This is a genomic window from Dactylosporangium sp. NBC_01737, from assembly GCF_035963215.1.
Taxonomy (GTDB): domain Bacteria; phylum Actinomycetota; class Actinomycetes; order Mycobacteriales; family Micromonosporaceae; genus Dactylosporangium.
The window spans coordinates 2,395,037-2,411,578 of record NZ_CP109153.1 but is presented as its reverse complement, the minus strand read 5'-3'; the positions used below and the strand labels follow the sequence as shown (position 1 = coordinate 2,411,578).

The 16,542-nt window shown below is 71.1% G+C and carries 19 protein-coding genes; 17 read left to right on the top strand and 2 right to left on the bottom strand.

Annotation, left to right across the window (positions count from 1 at the left end):
* Window positions 1–6 precede the first annotated feature (6 nt).
* The 8 genes from OHA72_RS10535 to OHA72_RS10500 all read left to right on the top strand — a co-directional run bounded on the left by OHA72_RS10535 (window position 7) and on the right by OHA72_RS10500 (window position 7,124).
* Window positions 7–897 (top strand): hypothetical protein, encoded by an 891-nt coding sequence (locus tag OHA72_RS10535; protein WP_327007658.1) that lies wholly within the window; start codon window positions 7–9, stop codon window positions 895–897.
* A 274-nt stretch (window positions 898–1,171) separates the two neighbouring features.
* Window positions 1,172–2,278 (top strand): M23 family metallopeptidase, encoded by a 1,107-nt coding sequence (locus OHA72_RS10530; protein ID WP_327007657.1) that lies wholly within the window; start codon window positions 1,172–1,174, stop codon window positions 2,276–2,278.
* Window positions 2,279–2,742: 464 nt separating this feature from the next.
* Window positions 2,743–3,471, top strand: coding sequence for a TnsA-like heteromeric transposase endonuclease subunit (locus tag OHA72_RS10525; RefSeq protein ID WP_327007656.1), 729 nt, complete (start codon window positions 2,743–2,745; stop codon window positions 3,469–3,471).
* A complete protein-coding gene (locus OHA72_RS10520) occupies window positions 3,468–4,031 on the top strand; it encodes a helix-turn-helix domain-containing protein (protein WP_327007655.1) in 564 nt (187 codons plus the stop codon). The genes OHA72_RS10525 and OHA72_RS10520 overlap by 4 nt, the downstream gene beginning before the upstream one ends.
* On the top strand, window positions 4,028–5,542 hold the full coding sequence (locus OHA72_RS10515) for a hypothetical protein (protein WP_327007654.1): 1,515 nt from the start codon (window positions 4,028–4,030) through the stop codon (window positions 5,540–5,542). The genes OHA72_RS10520 and OHA72_RS10515 overlap by 4 nt, the downstream gene beginning before the upstream one ends.
* Window positions 5,539–6,162, top strand: a complete 624-nt coding sequence (locus OHA72_RS10510) for an AAA family ATPase (RefSeq protein ID WP_327007653.1) — start codon at window positions 5,539–5,541, stop codon at window positions 6,160–6,162. Before OHA72_RS10515 ends, OHA72_RS10510 begins: the two co-directional genes overlap by 4 nt.
* Before the next feature lie 132 nt (window positions 6,163–6,294).
* Entirely contained in the window at window positions 6,295–6,645 is a 351-nt protein-coding gene (locus tag OHA72_RS10505) for a hypothetical protein (protein ID WP_327007652.1), read from the top strand.
* Complete coding sequence (locus OHA72_RS10500; RefSeq protein ID WP_327007651.1) at window positions 6,642–7,124, top strand: TniQ family protein; 483 nt, start codon at window positions 6,642–6,644, stop codon at window positions 7,122–7,124. Before OHA72_RS10505 ends, OHA72_RS10500 begins: the two co-directional genes overlap by 4 nt.
* A gap of 530 nt (window positions 7,125–7,654) precedes the next feature.
* Here the strand turns inward: OHA72_RS10500 and OHA72_RS10495 are convergent.
* The gene (locus OHA72_RS10495; RefSeq protein ID WP_327007650.1) at window positions 7,655–8,059 is read right to left on the bottom strand and encodes a hypothetical protein; all 405 of its coding nucleotides are present in this window, start codon (window positions 8,057–8,059) and stop codon (window positions 7,655–7,657) included.
* Between the two features lie 360 nt (window positions 8,060–8,419).
* Complete coding sequence (locus OHA72_RS10490) at window positions 8,420–8,662, bottom strand: hypothetical protein (RefSeq protein ID WP_327007649.1); 243 nt, start codon at window positions 8,660–8,662, stop codon at window positions 8,420–8,422.
* 331 nt (window positions 8,663–8,993) lie between these two features.
* Between OHA72_RS10490 and OHA72_RS10485 the strand changes: the two genes are divergently transcribed.
* The 9 genes from OHA72_RS10485 to OHA72_RS10445 all read left to right on the top strand — a co-directional run bounded on the left by OHA72_RS10485 (window position 8,994) and on the right by OHA72_RS10445 (window position 16,515).
* A complete protein-coding gene (locus OHA72_RS10485; protein ID WP_327007648.1) occupies window positions 8,994–9,203 on the top strand; it encodes a DUF4314 domain-containing protein in 210 nt (69 codons plus the stop codon).
* Window positions 9,204–9,500: 297 nt separating this feature from the next.
* On the top strand, window positions 9,501–9,968 hold the full coding sequence (locus OHA72_RS10480) for a hypothetical protein (RefSeq protein ID WP_327007647.1): 468 nt from the start codon (window positions 9,501–9,503) through the stop codon (window positions 9,966–9,968).
* Window positions 9,965–10,315: a hypothetical protein gene (locus OHA72_RS10475; protein ID WP_327007646.1), complete on the top strand. Its 351-nt coding sequence runs from the start codon at window positions 9,965–9,967 to the stop codon at window positions 10,313–10,315. The genes OHA72_RS10480 and OHA72_RS10475 overlap by 4 nt, the downstream gene beginning before the upstream one ends.
* On the top strand, window positions 10,309–10,974 hold the full coding sequence (locus tag OHA72_RS10470) for a hypothetical protein (protein ID WP_327007645.1): 666 nt from the start codon (window positions 10,309–10,311) through the stop codon (window positions 10,972–10,974). The genes OHA72_RS10475 and OHA72_RS10470 overlap by 7 nt, the downstream gene beginning before the upstream one ends.
* Window positions 10,975–11,125: 151 nt before the next feature.
* On the top strand, window positions 11,126–11,911 hold the full coding sequence (locus OHA72_RS10465; RefSeq protein WP_327007644.1) for a hypothetical protein: 786 nt from the start codon (window positions 11,126–11,128) through the stop codon (window positions 11,909–11,911).
* A gap of 301 nt (window positions 11,912–12,212) precedes the next feature.
* Window positions 12,213–13,301: a M23 family metallopeptidase gene (locus OHA72_RS10460; protein ID WP_327007643.1), complete on the top strand. Its 1,089-nt coding sequence runs from the start codon at window positions 12,213–12,215 to the stop codon at window positions 13,299–13,301.
* 177 nt (window positions 13,302–13,478) lie between these two features.
* Window positions 13,479–14,159 carry a hypothetical protein gene (locus tag OHA72_RS10455; RefSeq protein ID WP_327007642.1) on the top strand — a complete coding sequence of 227 codons (681 nt, stop codon included), beginning with the start codon at window positions 13,479–13,481 and terminating at the stop codon, window positions 14,157–14,159.
* 81 nt (window positions 14,160–14,240) lie between these two features.
* Window positions 14,241–15,506, top strand: a complete 1,266-nt coding sequence (locus OHA72_RS10450; protein ID WP_327007641.1) for a hypothetical protein — start codon at window positions 14,241–14,243, stop codon at window positions 15,504–15,506.
* Window positions 15,507–15,612: 106 nt separating this feature from the next.
* The gene (locus OHA72_RS10445) at window positions 15,613–16,515 is read left to right on the top strand and encodes a hypothetical protein (protein ID WP_327007640.1); all 903 of its coding nucleotides are present in this window, start codon (window positions 15,613–15,615) and stop codon (window positions 16,513–16,515) included.
* The last annotated feature ends 27 nt before the right edge of the window (window positions 16,516–16,542 follow it).

The following is a 16,542-nucleotide window of genomic DNA, read 5'->3' as shown; positions in this document are numbered from 1 at the left end:
CCTTCCATGTCGTTCGAGAACCGCACCGACGCCCCGCACCACCGCCCGAGCGACCACCGGACCAGCGCCTGCGCCGCCACCGCGACCACCCGGCGCACCCGGATCAGCGACGAGACCCGTGAGGTCGCCATCGCCTCCGCCGACCTCGCCGCCGACCTGCTGCCCGCCGGGTGGACCGCGCACGCCACCCCCACCGCCGGCGGCGTGTACCTGCTGGTGCTCACTCCGCCGGAAGGGACCGCGCAGGCGCAGCTGATCGCCCCGCATGCGGGGCACGGTTGGGCCATCGGCATCACCGACCCCACTGGTGGCACCGACGGCACCGACACCGTCCTGCGCACCATCGACGGCGACATCGCCTACCAGCCGACCCTCGCCACCGCGATCCGGGCCGCGATCGACGCCCTCGACAGTGCCGCCACGAGCACACCCGGCCCGGACCGGCACGTTGGAGGCGCTGTCCACTATCTCGACAGCGGCTGCCTCGTCGGCCTGACCGACGCGCACCGCCCGCATCTCGTCCATGTCCGCGCCGTCGAACACGGCGGGCACCCGCACGCCATGCTGCCCACCCTGCGCCGGATCTTCACCACCGCCGGCCACGACAGCGCCGACATCGGTGCCCGGCTGCTCGCCCACGACTGGGACCGTCTCGACCCCACCACCGGCGGCCGTGGCGTCACCGGGCGGCGGGCGATCGCCGGAGTCGGCATCGCCTACGCCGCGACCGGGCCGGACGGCAGGGCCCCGGAGCCGGAGCCGGCGGACGTCGTTCCCCTGGCGCACCTCAGCGAACTCGACACCGCGTGGCTGTACCTGCTCGACCCCGGCGCCGGCACCGTCACCGTCCACACCGGCGACGGCCACCCGGTCAGCCGGCACCCCCTCACCCACTGACCCCGGGGCACCGCAACCGCCGGCGCCAGTCACCGCAACCCGATCACCACAACCGGCCGTCGGCCGGTAGCACGCCAGCGGCGCCCAGCCATCCACGGGCACGGCCCAAGGGGTCGAAGCCCCGGACGGTGCGGGCGCCGCGGCGTGCCCCGCCCGCACCCGTCTGGAAGGACGCCATCGCGATGCACCGCCTCGACCACACGAACACCGCATCCACCCGCCCGGCCGGTCAGATCCGGGGTACCGCCGGCCCGCCGAGCCGGGCGGTCCGGTCATGACCAGCCGCGTCCTCGCGCTCATCGCCTGCCTCGTCTGCGCGGTCATCCTCGTCTGCGCGGGCCTGACCGGTGTGCTGTTCACCGGCGGCGGCGCCGCCGCCAGTTGCGCTCCACCGCCCAACGGCAGCAACGGCGGTACCACTCAGCCGCCGGCCATGGTCGCCGCCCCGGGCGGCGTGTTCCCGCCGATCGGGCAGTGGGACGCCACCCAGGCCGGTAACGCCGCCGCGATCATCGCCGTCGGCGTGCAGCGGCAGCTCCCGGCCCGCGCGTGGGTGATCGCTGTCGCCACGGCGATGCAGGAATCGTCCTTGAACAACATCCGCTACGGCGACCGGGACTCCGTCGGGCTGTTCCAGCAGCGCCCGTCGCAGGGCTGGGGCAGCGTCGAACAGCTGATGGACCCCGCCCACGCCGCCGGGAAGTTCTACGACAAGCTGCTGACGATCGAGGGCTGGCAGCGCATGCCGTTGACCGAGGCCGCGCAGAAGGTGCAGGTCAGCGCCTTCCCCGACGCGTACGCGAAGTGGGAACCCGACGCGGTCACCATCGTGCAGACCCTCACCGGTCTCACCGGCGCGCTCGCCGCCTGCAACATCACCCTCAGCGCCGAAGGCTGGACCCAGCCCGTCGCCGCGCACGTCGGGTCCGGGTTCCGCACCGCGGACCGGCCCACCCACGACGGCGTCGACCTCATCACCGCCCGCGGCACCCCGATCCACGCCGCCTCCGCAGGTGTCGTCAGCCGGGTGCGGTGCAACGCCGTCGACGTGCGCACCGGCGCCGACTGGGGCTGCGACCGCGACGGCAACCCCGAACTGACCCGCGGCTGCGGCTGGTACGTCGACATCGACCACCCCGGCGGCGTCGTCACCCGCTACTGCCACATGCTCACCCACCCCGCCGTCACCGAAGGCCAACCCGTCGCCGCCGGCGACGTCATCGGCGTCACCGGCAGCAGCGGCCACTCCTCCGGCCCCCACGTCCACTACGAAACGCATCTCAGCGCCGACGGCGGCCACGACCACAGCTCCGCCAGCGCCACGGATCCCGTGCCGTTCATGGCCGCCGTCGGCGCCCCGCTCGGGCACGGCCAGCAATAGCGGACAACCCGAATTGGCGACGGAGGCATTCGGCGCGCACAGCGTCAGCTCCCGGCCGCGTCACCGTATCGCCTCGCCCGGCGGAGTGTCACGCGCCGACCCGGTACCCGTGTCCGGCGCTACGTGCCACACACCCGTGACAAGACCAGAGAGGACACATCCATGCCCAACCCGCGTCCAGAACACCACACCAGCGACGACCCGCCGGCGCCCGCCGTACCGCCGGCGAAGGCCGGCGACCAGGTCCAGCTGTAGGTTCCGCTGTTGCCGTATCAATTCCGGGGTTGAGATATCAGCCAAGTAGCAATTGGCAGTCGTCCGCGGACGGGGTTGGCAGTGGTACACCTTCTCCGGAATCACTCACGTTCACTCAGGGTGATCGATCTTCTGTGGGATGCGTGTAGTTGATCGAATCGGCTCGTGATCGCCGCGGAAGCTGATCGTGGTCTTGTGCAAGCCGACGAGTGGTACGGGCACGAGGCGGCGGCTTCGTTGCGCTGGGCCGATGGGGCCTGTTCGGTGGTGCCGTTGGAGCGGGTGACGGTGGCTCAGGTTGCTGCGGCGGTGCCGTTTCGTCGGTTCGGGTTGTGGCGCGGCCAGAAGCACATGCCGGGTTGTACTGGTCGGCAACCATGGCCGCGCATATCCCGTATGAGTCGAGGCTTGAACTGTCCCGGTTGCTGCTGGCGGACTTCGACTCGGAAGTCACCGGGCTGTTCGCTCAGCCGTTCAGGGTGTCGGTGACCGGGGCGCCGGGCGTTGAGCGTCAGTGGATACCAGACTTCTGTCTGGTCCAGGCGGATGGATCGCTGACATTGGTTGAGGTGAAGCCGGCGCGACGTGCTGCGGCTCCGGCGGTTGCCGAGCGTTTGGACTCCTTCCGTGGTGTGGTGGCCGGCTACGGTCTGCGCTTCGAGGTCCTGTCCGAGCCGGACCCGGTGGTGTGGGCGAACGTCGCGTTCCTGGCCGGCTTCCGGCGCCGGAACCACTTCGACAGTTCGGTTCTCGATGCGTTGCTGGCGGCGGCGGGGCCAGATGGTGTTCCGCTGGCGGTGCTGGAGTCGAGGCTGTCGCCGCGGTGGGAGCCGGTGACCGTCCGTCCGCATCTGCTGCATCTGCTGTGGTCCGGAAGGATTGTTGCGGATCTGTCTCGTCCGTTGGCCGGTGCGACGCTGGTGCGGGGGACGCTGTGACGGACTCGTTGCTGGTGCGGTTGGGGATCGGCAGCCGGTTGCGGGTCGATGGCGACGTCGTGGAGATTGTCGGACTGAACGACACGCACGCGGTCCTGCGCGACGGGACGGGCCGGGTCAGTTCGCTGTCGGTGGCCGAGTTGCTGACCGACCGCCGGCGCACGCAGTTGCTGGACGCCAGGGTGGTCCCAGAGCGTGAGCCGGCCGCGATCGGTCTGTCGTTGGCCAGTGCCGGGTCGCTGGAACATGCGAACTCGCGGGCGGCGCACGTGCGGGAGGTTCTGACCGGATACCGGTCGGGGCATGAGGACCTGGCGTTGCCTGGTGAACCGCGGCCGGAGTATGCGCCGGGCGTGGCGATGATGCGCCACTATGCGCACAAGGCGGCCGAGGCCGGGGTGTCGGAGTCAGCGGTGCGCAAATGGGTCCGCCAGTATCAGCACGGTGGTGAGGCCGCGTTGCTCCAACAGCAACGGCACGGCCCGTTGCCGGCGGTCGACACGCGGTGGCTGGACACGGCGCGGGCGCTGCTCGATGAGCTCACTGACGCCCCACGGTGACCAGGAAGCTGGTGCTGCAGCGGATCGTGGCTCGCCTCGACCGTGAGTACGGCCCGGGGGTAGTGCCGGTGCCGCAGCGGACGTCGGGCTACCGGCTGTTGCGTGAGCTGTCCCGGGGCCGCAATACCTTCGCCGGCTCGGCGAAGGGCCGCCGGGAGATCGCAGCGCGGCCGGTGGGTGTCTACGGCCGGTTGCGGGCCACCCGGCCGGGCGAGTATCTGGTGCTGGACACCACCGCACTCGATGTGTTCGCGATGGAGCCGTTGACGTTGCAGTGGGTCGGGGCGCAGCTGACGGTCGCGATGGATCTTTACACGCGCTGCATCGTCGGGTTGCGGTTGACGCCGGTGTCGGCGAAAGCGGTCGACGTCGCCTCGGTGGTCTTCCAAGCGCTGCAACCGCCGCAGGTTCCGCCGTCGTGGCCGCAGCACGCACGCTGGCCGAATCCCGGCTGGCCGTCGTCGATCGTCGTGGACGCCGATCGGGTGACCGGCATGTTGGCGACGGTGACCCCGCCGCTGCGCCCGGAGACGATCATCGCCGACCACGGCCGCATCTACGTGTCGGAGCATGTGACCAGCGCCTGCGCGCGGGCGGGGATCTCGATCCAGCCGGCTCGGCTCTACCGGCCGACGGACAAGCCGGTGGAGCGGTTCTTCCGGACCCTGCGTCAAGGGCTGCTGGAGGCGCTGCCCGGCTACAAGGGCCCCGACGTGCTCTCCCGCGGCAGGAACATCGAGCAGCAGGCGTACTTCTTCCTCAACGATCTCGAGGACATCATCCGGGAATGGACGGCGACCGTCTATCACCACCGGCCGCACGACGGCCTGGCCGACCCGCACGTCCCCGGGCTGGAGTTGAGCCCGGCGCAGATGTTCAGCCACGGCGTCGCCCGCGCCGGCTATGTGATGGTGCCGCCCGACCCGGACCTGGTCTATGAGTTCCTGCAGGTGGTCTGGCGCAACATCCACCACTACGGCGTCGAGGTCGGCGGGCTCCGCTACCAGGACCGCACCGGGGTCCTGGCCCCCTACGTCAACCGGGACAGCGGCTTCCAACATGCCAAAGCAAGAGGGCGGTGGCCGATCCACGTCGATCCCGACGACGTTTCCCGCGTGTTCTTCCGTGACCCGCAGACCAAGTCGTGGCATCCGTTGTGGTGGGAGCATCTGCCGATGCTCGGCATGCCGTTCTCGGCCGACACGCTCGCGTTCGCCAAACGGATGGCCGTGGAACACGACCGGTTCCCCGACGCCGCTACCGCGCTGGCGGAACTGTTGCAACGCTGGCAGGTCGGGCTGAGCGACACACCGGCCGAGCGGCGCATCGCGCTGCGTGCAGCCGCCGTCCAAGCGGCGCCGGCACTGCCTATCACCGCAGCTTCAGCGTTGCCTGTGCTCTCCGACGCGGGCATGGCGGCAGACGGCGGAGCGGCTGACGATGCGGACGAGGAACCGTCCGGCCGGGATGCCGAGTCGTTCTATGCCGACGCGTGGGAGGCACTGCAGTGACTGCCGCCCTGGGCCTGGATCAGCTGAGCCCGTCACGCAAAGACGGCTGGAAGCGGCTCGCCGAGGCGCAGCCACGGATGCAGCCTGATCAGCTGTCCAGGCGGCAGCTGCGAGCACTCGACGAATCCGCCCGCGACGCCTACGCCCGGCAGCGCGCGGTCTGGCACGCCAACCTGACCGTGCGCACCGAGCAGCTCGCCGCGATCCACCAGGACCTGTGGGACATCATCGACTCGAACTGCCAGGACGGCGACCGGATCAAAGGCGCGGTCGCCATCGACGCGTTCCCCGGTCTGGGCAAGACCACCGCGGCCTGCACGTTCGGACGTGACCTGCACCGCCGCGAAATCGAACGCGGCGGCGCGGTCACCGCCGGCGGTCACGAGCACCTGCCGGTCTGCCGGATCGGGCTCACGTCCGACACGACCATGTGGAAGGTCAACGACACCCTGCTGGAGTTCTACGGCCATCCCGGACGGCGCGGCAACGCCAAGCAACTCGCCTCACGCGCACTGGACTGCATCCTGTCCTGCTACACCAAACTCATCATCATCGACGACGTCCACTTCCTCGACGTCCGCCGCCGCGACGGCGTCGAAGTCAGCAACCACTTCAAATGACTCAACAACGAGTTCCCGGTCACCTTCCTGTTCGTCGGTGTCGGCCTGCGCGAACGAGGCCTGTTCAGCGAAGGCCTGACCTCGCACGACGCCCCCTTGGCCCAGACCGGGCGACGCTGGACGCGCCTGACCATGCACCCGTTCCACCTGCGCGACGACACCGGCCGGCGGCAGTGGCGGCGCATGCTGCTGGCCATCGAACAGATGCTCGTGCTGACCGACAAGTATCCCGGCATGCTCGCCGACGATCTCGCCGGCTACCTGTTCGTCCGCTCCAGCGGACACCTCGCCTCACTCATGAGCCTGATCAACCGCGGCGCGCAACGCGCCGTGCGCACCGGCACCGAACGGTTCACCGCCGACCTGCTCGACGGCGTCCGCATCGACGAAGCCGCCGAACACGCCCGCGCCGCGCTGCAAGCCTCCCTCGACAGCGGCCGGCTGCGCGCCGCACCCCGGCGGGCAGCCAAAGCCAACCCATGACCATCCCACCCCCGAACGCCTACGTCCCGCCCCCAGCGGCCTGGCCCATCCGCGTCGCCCCGCTGCCCGGTGAAGCCCTGGACAGCTGGCTGGAAACCTACGCCCACCGGCTCGAGATCACCGTCGCCGAGCTGCTCATCGCCGCCCAGCTCATGCCCGACCCGCTGATCACCCGCACCCAGCAGCTGGCCCCGAACTACATCGCGCTCGTGCACGACGACGAAGCCGGGAACCTTGCCCACGCCGCCGGACTCACGCCACAGCAGATCCATGCGATGACGTTGAGCATCTACGACGGGTCCGCGCTCAAACTGCACCCCTACTACCGCACCATCGCCCGCGCCAACGACCTCACCACCACCGACACGACCACACTGGACCACCGCCACCCGTTCCTGACCGCACAAACCTGGATCGACAAAGCCCTCCAGCGCGTCGAGAACGGCCACGCCCCCGCCCGTCCGGCAAACCTTCCATGACCTCCGCGCACTGGCCTGCTGGGTCCTGCGCCGAACACGACCCGGCGACTTCACCACCTACGGCGAAGACGTCGACACCAGCTGCCAGGCATACCTCGGCCAGCGAGTCCACCGAAACAGTCAACCCGGCGTCTTCGCCCCCACCAACGCCGCCGTCACCGCAGCAGCTCTCACCGACGCCGTCGCCATCATCAACGGCAACAACGAACACGCCACCCAGATCCTGCAACGACTCCTGCGCCGCGCCCACCACTGGGAACCGCTCATCCCACCGGAACGTAGCGGTCGAAGCCACCTCTCCGACCCGGTTCGCGAACGCATCATCCGAGCATCGGAATCCCTGCCCAACCGGTCCAGGCGAAACCCGCCCCGGCTGTGACGGAGCAAGCCGACTCCATCAGGGCCATAACTGGCCCCACCATGACCGGGCTGCTACCGCCACCCGTGACTGAACGTAGTCCCTGCTTCGCTCGTCGGACGGCGGTTGGCGGCTGGCCGCGCGTTGTCTGCGGCTATGAGCGGATGTCTGATCATGGCTGGGCGGCTGCCAGGTATTCCACGACCCGGCGGGCTGCCTTCTCGCCGGCTCGCTGCCGGATGAGACCTTCCTTGGCTGCACCGCGGACAACGGCAATGGCCCTTCCGTCGTGCTCCGAAAGCGTCACGGTGACGACCGCCGGGTTCAGGTTCATCGTGCCGGCGCCCATCACAGCCTGCAACGCGGCGGTTCTCGTGCCCAGTGCGTCCAAGGCCCGGGCGACCAGCTCAGTGGCCGCCGGCAAGGACAACCGCAGTTCCATGGTGGTCTCGACGATGTCCGCTCGCAGCCGCCTAGCCATTTGGCCTGCGCCTCGCCCGGCGCCTCGGTGCACCCGGTCACCTAGCGCGCGGAGCCCGGCGACCAGCAGGTCTTGCTCCTCCGGCGTCAGCTCCATGACCGGTAGTAGAACATGGCCAATACCCCGCCGGGATCCCCCTCCAGCACACGCTCGCGAATGACTCCGGCCGCTCGGCCGCCGGCGTGCCGACCAGGCTCCATCGCATGCTCTACCGCAGCGCTCCGCGTTGCATCCGCTTCTCGGCACGGCCACGAACCAGCGGACTCGGCTCGCCATGGCGCTCGATGGCGAGCCCTGATCGCGGCAAATGAAGATGCCAGAAAGAAGACGCCGACGGCCAGCAGCGGTTGTTGCGGTTGGGCCCTTAACGAACTATTTGTCGGGCGCGGGCTGGACCCGGACGACGAGTTGCGGCCCAGCGCACCTAGACAGCGGCTGATAGGGCATCTCAACGCGTTACTGGTCCTGGGATTTGGAGCCGACGGCCGCCGCTTGGGTTCTTCGATACTGCAGGTAGCGGCGAATCCAGAGCGGCACTGCGATCACCCAGACCACTGCGAGCAGCCGCATCCAACCGGTGTTGAGCATGACAATAGTGACGAAGCAAAACGTCCCGAACGCGGCAAATATCCAGTAGTACGGCGCAACCGCCTTGTCGAAGCTGCGCGAAGCCTGATCAACCCGATCAACGTACCGCATGGAGTTCATACTCCCAGGCAATAGCCAGCCACCGTCAATCACGCTTCGCCCGAATGATCTCCCTGCAGCAGGCACGCACCGCCTCTCACCGCACGGTCATCGGCATGAGTGCGCACCTACACCAGGCGGCCAAGCACCACGTAACGTAACCACGGCGAGGGTGTATTCGATCATGCTAGGCCGGATATGACCGCCCGACGGGATCGGTCTTTGCCTGTCACGGCCACCTCCCGCCGCCACCGCACTTGACCGCCGCTGCTACGCAACCCTGGACAACCGAGCCGTCACCCGCTGACCGGCAACCCCGGACGTCCAGGTCACAGCGCTGCCATTGATAGGGCAACGGCGGAACCTACACCAGCTGCTGCACTGCGGCGACCCCCACACCACCATCCGACCCGCCACGCTCGGCACCGTCACCCTCGTCGACAGCCGCAACACCACGCACGTCCGCTGGGACGATGGCCATCAGCTCGGCCTCATCGACGGCGAGGACACCTTCATCGTCATCGAGACGACCTCGTCCGGTGAGTCGTCCTGACAACTGTGCGGCCCTGACGACCTGGCCCGGGCGCCGCTGGGTGCCTGGCCCGCGACTGGCTGCACCACGACGGCCGGCGGCCCGTCGAGTTCGGGGGTCTGTTCCGAAGCGGGCAAACCCCGATCCGGCCTGGCTGGTCGGGTGACGGCCGCAACCTGACCGGCCTGCACCGCCGCAACCGGCTCACCCACGCCCTCTGAACCCTCCACCTCGCGTTCGTCGCGGCAGGCCCTGACCAGACGGCCCGCCGACGAGAAGACACCGCATCCGAACCCTCATCGAAGGAGCGTCCCGACCATGGGAACCCGAGGCTACGTCGGCTGCCCCGACGTCACCGACCCGACCGTCGTCCACCTGCGCTACGTGCACTCCGACGCCGTCCCCGAATACATGGTGCCCACCCTCGCGGAGATCCAGGAGCAGACCTTCCACGGCGACACCGCCGCCACGGTCACCGCCCTGCTGCGCTGCACCTGGGCCTACCTCGGCACCGACGTAAGCACCGATGCCACCTTCCTGGCCGGCGACACCCCGATCGCCGGCGTCGGCATGGCGATCGAGGCAGCCCCGACCGAACCTCCCACCGCCGTGCCGCTCGCCCGCCTCGGCGAACTGTGGGAACCGTGGGTGTACCTGATCGACCCGGCCACCAACACTCTCACCGTGCTGTCCACCGACGACCCGGACCACCCGACCGCCCGGCACACCTTCACCACACCGCCCGCAGCCGGCAGCACAGGCAGCACCGTCGGTGGCCGTCGATGACCGAACCGACCCCGCCGACCGGCCCGGCCGGAAACCCCGACACACCCGACCAGCCCACATGTTTCTGTCGGCAGCGCGCCGACCGCGCCGAGACCGACCTCGCACTGCTGCGCCGGCAATTGCGGGACGCGGTCATCGCCGATGAGGCCGACGCCGACTCCATCAACAACATGCTCATCGCGGCCGACCTGCCGCCGCTGCTGCGGCGCTGGACCGGCAGACCGACGAGGCGTACACGCGGCTGTGGTGGGACGGCGACGTCATCGTCGCGGACTCCACCACCCGCCACGACGACCCGAGTGCGTTCGAACGGATCGAACCGGACGCGCAGGGCCGGTACGTGGTGATGGGCTGGTCGTGGACGTGGGAGGCCGTGGACCCGCACGACTGTGCCCGCATCGTCGGGGATCTGCCCGGCCCGGACTCGATCCAGGAATGGCGGCTGCTCACCCACGCCCCCTACACCCGGGTCGGACCGCAGCCGTACACGATCGGCGGCCTGGCCGGCACCGGCCCAGGCAAAGGGCTCGCCGGGCAGCTGCGCCACGGCGCGGAACGGGTCGCCACGGTCGTCGAGATCGGCGCGCTCACCGAGGCCGCTCCGGCGGCCCAGCTGACCGCGACGACCGCTGGATTCGACGCCGAGGGCTGGCAGGCGTTCGTGGCGGCGGCGCGCCGCTGCGGCGAACCGATGACCGAGGCGGCGGTCCTCGACGCCCTCGCCGAGGAGACGCTGCTCGCCACGCAGACGGCCGAGGCGGTCGCCGCCGGAGGCACGCTGGCCCGGCTCCTCGACGACACCGGCACGATCCTGCACCTCGAGCGGATTCACCCCGCGCCGGACACGCCGGAGACGTTCCACGCCCTGCAGGACCGGCTGCATGCGTCCCGCCGAGACCCGCGCGGGACGACCTGGCAGTACTGGACCGGCCGGTCGTGGCGGCACCTGACCAACGCCGCGGACACCGACCAGCCACCCACCGGCGGCGGCACCGCCACCACCTGATCAGCGGGCCCCGCGGCCCGCCCACCGATCCCGGCGGCCAGCCGGACCGATGCCCGACGACCGCGCCACCGCCTCGGCGGCGGCGCGGTCGTCGCCATGCCCACGCGACCCCTTTTCCGACCGTCACGTTCCGATCCACGGAGGACCCGTCATGTCACCCCACGGCCGCAGTGACACTCGAACGCCCGCGTCGTACCGCACGACCCGCCCGGCCACCTACCGCACCACCAACCCGGCCTGGGAAGCCGGCACGGCGGCGGGCCCGTCCGTGCACAGCACCGCCGGCCGGTTCGGCGCACCGCCGCGCGTCGTCGCGCCGAACCCGGACCTTGTCCCCGCACGGCACGACCACGATCACGGCGCCGTTGCTTGGGCCGGCCGCCCGCTGTCAGCCGAGCCGCGCCGGACGGTGCGGGCGCAGTACATCGACAGCGACTGCCTGATCGGGGTGCGCGACCCGGACCGGCCCGGCCTGCTGCAGGCCCGCAGCGTCGACGCCGGCGGGCACCCACGCGTCATGCTGCCCGTCCTGCGCCGGCTCTGGACCGCCGCCGGCCGCGACACCGTCCGCCTCGCCGCGCGACTGCTCGCCCACGACTGGCACTACCTCGACCCGGGCATCCCCGCCATCTCGGCCGCTGCGTCGGCGTCGCCGACCGCCGCCAGGGCCGCCGCAGGCGGTGATCAGCCCGGCGTCCACGGACGGCGGGTCATCGCCGGCGTCGGGATCAGCCACACCCCACCCGGCCCCGACACCACGGACACCACGGACACCACGGACAGCTCGGCCGGCGGCGACCCGGTGATGGTCGTGCCGCTGGCGCATCTCGGTCTGCTCGACGCGGCGTGGCTGTACCTGCTCGACCCGGCCGGCGACAGCGTCGCCGTCCACACCGGCGACGGCGGCCTCGTCGGCCACCACCTCCTCGACACCTGAACCGCCAACCGCGACCCGACGCCGCACCGCGCGGCGCTCAGCACCGGCTGGATCGCCAACCCCGGCAACCCCATCGCGCTGGGCGCCGCGCTCGCCTTCCCGTGCCATCACCGAAAGGGCAACCCCTGATGCACCGCCGAGTCCGTAACCCCCACGTCCATCTCCCCGTCGGCTCGCACTGCGGTGCACCGGCCGCCGTCCACGTCACCGGCCCCAGCCAGCCGCGAGCCCGCGGGCGCGTCGCCTGCCGATCCCGTGCGCGGATACGCACCGGCGGACCACCGGCCACCTCGGGGCCGTCATGACCGGCCGCGTGCTCGCGTTCGCCGCCGCGCTCGTCTGCGGCATCGTGCTCGCCTGCGCCGGGCTGGCCGGTGTGGTGTTCACCGGCGGTAGCGCCTCGGCGAACTGCGCCCCTGTGCAGCCAGCGAGCCAACCCGCCAGCCAGCCGCCACCGTCCGCGCCGAGCGGGCCGTTCCCGGCGGTCGGACAGTGGGAAAGCGCGCAGGTCGGCAACGCCGCCACCATCATCTCCGTCGGCGTGCAGCGGCAACTCCCGGCCCGCGCCTGGGTGATCGCCATCGCCACGGCCATGCAGGAATCGAGCCTGCGCAACCTGTCCGGCGGGGACCGGGACTCGGTCGGGCTGTTCCAGCAACGCCCCTCGCAAGGCTGGGGCACCGCCGAACAGCTCATGGATCCCGTCTACGCGGCCGGGAAGTTCTACGACAAGCTCGTCACGATCCCCAACTGGCAGACCCTGCCGCTGACCGAGGCCGCCCAGGCAGTGCAGATCAGCGCCCTGCCCGACGCGTACGCACGGTGGGAACCCGACGCGGTCACCATCGTGCAGACCCTCACCGGCCTCACCGGCGGCCTCGCCGCCTGCGGCATCACCATCAGCCCGGAAGGCTGGACCCAGCCGGTCAAGGCCAAACCCGGCTCTGGGTTCCGCACCGCGGACCGGCCGACCCACGACGGTGTCGACCTCATGGCCAACCGCGGCACCCCGATCCACGCCGCGTCCGCCGGCACCGTCAGCACCGTACGGTGCAACGCCACCGACATACGCACCGGGCAGCCATGGGGCTGCGACCGCGACGGCGACCCCGACCTCACCCGCGGCTGCGGCTGGTACGTCGACATCGAGCACCCCGGCGGTGTGGTCACCCGGTACTGCCACATGCTCACCCACCCGATGGTCACCGAAGGTCAACCGGTCGCCATCGGCCAGGTCATCGGCGTCGTCGGCACCTCCGGGCACTCGTCCGGACCGCACCTGCACTACGAGGTCCATCTGACGACTGACGGTAGCCACGACCACAGCTCCGCCAGCGCCAAGGACCCGGTGTGGTGGCAAGCCGCTGTCGGCGCCCCACTCGGCGCCTGAGCCGGTCATCCCCTTGACCCGCAAGTACTTCCGCGCCAATCGGCCGGAATGACTTGATCCCACGCGGGACGGCGAGCGTCGATCGACACGGTCGGCGCCGCCCGCCTGCCGTTCACCCACTGTAGCCGCCGGTCGGAGTGCTGCGGCATCCCCGAACCGGCAGGAAAGGAGTACCCGTTGACGATCCACCACCCCGACGGCGCCCGCACCGAACCTCGGACCGGGCGTCCGCCGACGCTCCGCCACGCCGTCACCGCCGTCCTGACCCGGCTGGAAGGCCAGCTTGCCCCGCACGGTTGGGACCAGCCCCCAGCGCTGCTCGGGATCTTCCACCGTCCGCGGCTGCAGCAGGCCCGCCCCGGTACATCCCCCATCCTGCGTCCCTGCGCTGTGGACGTGCCGATGGGCCGGATGGTTGAGGTCGACACCACCCTGGTCACGGCGCAGACCTGGCACCGGCCCGACCCGGCCGCACCTGCGGTCAACCTGCACCCGCTCGACGTGCTGCTCGGTCTGCCCGACGAACTCACCGCACCCGCCGTGCGGCCCTGGCTGCGCGAATGGCTGCACCGCGAAGGCCGCCGACTGGTCGGGTTCGGGCTGTGCTTCGAGGGCTGGCAGCGCGGGATCCGGCCCGGCGACCTCACCGCTGGCCTCGCCGCCGACCCGTCCGGGCAACGCACCGAGGTCCGCGTCATCGCCGCCCTGGACAGCCACGGCCACACCTGGGAACTCATCCGCCGCCGCGGCGCCATCGCCCCCGAGATCAACACCGGCGATCGCACCGGCCGGCGCATCGCCGCCAACGGTGTCCTGACCGCGCTGCACCGCCTCAACCAGCTCGCCGAGGGCCACTGACCCCGGCCCGCGACACCCACCACAACCCAAGGCCGCCGGGGCTTCCGGCGGCCCGGACCCCTTCACAAGGAGGGACAGTTGATGTCCGCATCCTGCCTACTGGGCAGCCCGCACCCGGACGGGCGCACCGTCACCGTCGTGCCGGTGTCCGCCGGGCACTCACCCGAGCAGATGCTGCCGCTGCTGCGCCGAGTCCACTCGGTCGCCTTCGACGGCGAGACCACGTCGATGGTCGAACGGCTGCTCACCCACGGCTGGCTACAGCTCGGCATCGACGTGCCGACCAGCGCCACCGCCGAGGCGACGTTCGCCGACGCCCCTACCCACACCCCGCTCGGCCTCGTCTACGCCGATCCGCCAGCACCGTTCCACGTCCGGCTCGGCGAGCCGTTGCAGGCCGGGATGGCGCAGTGGCTGTACCTGCTCGACGCGCGCGACGACACGGTCGTGGTGTACGAGGCGACCGTCCACGGCCGCTGGCTGCGCCACAGCCACCACCCGCTGCGCCTGACCCGGCCCGAACCGCTCCCCGCGACGATCGCCACCACCGGCGACGGCGCCGCCGCCCGGCACGTCCACCGGTGGCGGCCGGCCTGGGTGTCCCTCGACGGGTGGTCCGCTGCCTGGGACGCCCAGATCTGCACCGTCGAGTACCACCGGGGCGTCATCGTCGCCCGCCTCGACGCCGGCACCCTCGCCGGGGTCATCGCCGACACCGACGCCTGGTACCACGAGCGGCGGCCCGGCTCCGGACTGCCGCAGCTGCGCCTGGACGGCGCCCGGTTGACGGTGACCTGGTTCGCCGGCACCGGCCACCCCCAGCAGCACACCATCGCCGCGGACACCGACTCGGACACCGACTCTGGCACTGAGGCGGACACGGGCGTCCGGTTCGTCGTGGGCCCGCACATCCTGCCGTGGATCCTCGCCGGTGAACCGAACCCCGGCGCCGACGCGCGGCACCTGCGCAACGGCACCCCACCGATCGTGGAGTGGGCCACCGAGGCCGCCCTGCACGCCTGCCATCCCACCCTGCAGCGCTACCCGCTGCCGGTCCTCGCCGCGGCGCTGCGCGCCCTCAGCACCGGCATCGGCGGTGGCCTCAATGGCGGGATCGGCGGCCGGATCGGCGTCCTCGCCCCCACCGACGGCGTCACCAGCCACCACGTCTGGCTGCTCACCGACGGCCACGCCCTGCTCGTCACCCCGACCAGCCACGACTCCGACGCCGGCACCGTCACCCTGCCCCGACCCCTCGTCGGCAGCTGGAGCGACGACCCGCCGGTGCCGGTGTTCACCGCCAGCCAACTCGCCGCCTTCTGCCGGCCGAACCCGGCGGCCCGCTGACATCCCAGCGGCCGAGCCGCCCAACCGTCGACGCTTCCCGGACTTTCCCGGAATCCGTCACCGGCACCAGCGACCAGTCAACGAGCTCGATAAGGAGTCATCCGCCATGCACAACGGAGCCTATGTCGGCCGGCCCGATCCGACCGACCCGACCATGCTGCACCTGCGCCGCATCGACGCGGACGCGGCACCCGAGACCATCGTTCCCGCGATCCACGCCATCCGGCAGCGCACCTTCGACGGCGACACCATCGCGACCGCGGCCGCGCTGCTCGAGCACCACTGGACCCGCCTCGACGCCGCCACCACCGCCGCGCACACTTGCGCCGCCGGTGATACGCCGGTCGCCGGGGTCGGCACCATCCGCGGCGAGGACGACGTCGAGCCGCCCACCACGCTGTCGGTCACCCGGCTGGGGGAGCTGCCCGGCCGGTGGGTCTACCTGATCGACCCGTCCGCGGACACGCTCGCCGTGCTGTCCACCGACGGACCTGCCCACCTGCTGTCCACCGGATTGTTCCCCCGCCTGACGGCGGACCCGGCGACAACCGGGCAGCCGTCGCCGGACGCCGCCGACACCACCGCCTCACCGGCGGCTGCCACCGCACCGCCGTGTCCCTGCCGACAGCGGGCCGAAGCCGCGGAGGCGCGGCTCGCCGAAATCGAGGCCCAGGCAGCACACGTCCGCCAACACGTCCGCGACGGCGTCGCCGCCGGCAACTTCGACCTCGACGTCACCAACGACCTGCTCGAACGGCTCGGACTGGAGCCGCTGCCGCGGTACTGGACGGTCAACCTCCTCGTCGCGATGACCGTGACCGTCCCCGCCACCGACAGCGACGACGCGGTCGACACCGCACGGGATCTGGTCGAGAACTTCCTCGACGACGCCGACATCGTCGACGGGTACGACGTCAACGACGTCGACACAGCGATCGCGGGCGGCCTGGCCGACGAACCGCCCGCCAGTCCCGCCCGCCGACCCGCCAGCCGACCGGACATGGCCTGACCGCCCCGGCGGCACCATCCCGCGGTC

What these genes read in the sequence shown, in the direction of transcription:
- OHA72_RS10535 (WP_327007658.1), top strand. Translation starts at nt 7, where the DNA reads ATGTCGTTCGAGAACCGCACCGACGCCCCGCACCACCGCCCGAGCGAC.
- OHA72_RS10445 (WP_327007640.1), top strand. Translation starts at nt 15,613, where the DNA reads ATGCACAACGGAGCCTATGTCGGCCGGCCCGATCCGACCGACCCGACC.
- OHA72_RS10465 (WP_327007644.1), top strand. Translation starts at nt 11,126, where the DNA reads ATGTCACCCCACGGCCGCAGTGACACTCGAACGCCCGCGTCGTACCGC.
- OHA72_RS10505 (WP_327007652.1), top strand. Translation starts at nt 6,295, where the DNA reads ATGCACCCGTTCCACCTGCGCGACGACACCGGCCGGCGGCAGTGGCGG.
- OHA72_RS10460 (WP_327007643.1), top strand. Translation starts at nt 12,213, where the DNA reads ATGACCGGCCGCGTGCTCGCGTTCGCCGCCGCGCTCGTCTGCGGCATC.
- OHA72_RS10480 (WP_327007647.1), top strand. Translation starts at nt 9,501, where the DNA reads ATGGGAACCCGAGGCTACGTCGGCTGCCCCGACGTCACCGACCCGACC.
- OHA72_RS10500 (WP_327007651.1), top strand. Translation starts at nt 6,642, where the DNA reads ATGACCATCCCACCCCCGAACGCCTACGTCCCGCCCCCAGCGGCCTGG.
- OHA72_RS10475 (WP_327007646.1), top strand. Translation starts at nt 9,965, where the DNA reads ATGACCGAACCGACCCCGCCGACCGGCCCGGCCGGAAACCCCGACACA.
- OHA72_RS10495 (WP_327007650.1), bottom strand. Translation starts at nt 8,059, where the DNA reads ATGGAGCTGACGCCGGAGGAGCAAGACCTGCTGGTCGCCGGGCTCCGC.
- OHA72_RS10490 (WP_327007649.1), bottom strand. Translation starts at nt 8,662, where the DNA reads ATGCGGTACGTTGATCGGGTTGATCAGGCTTCGCGCAGCTTCGACAAG.
- OHA72_RS10450 (WP_327007641.1), top strand. Translation starts at nt 14,241, where the DNA reads ATGTCCGCATCCTGCCTACTGGGCAGCCCGCACCCGGACGGGCGCACC.
- OHA72_RS10530 (WP_327007657.1), top strand. Translation starts at nt 1,172, where the DNA reads ATGACCAGCCGCGTCCTCGCGCTCATCGCCTGCCTCGTCTGCGCGGTC.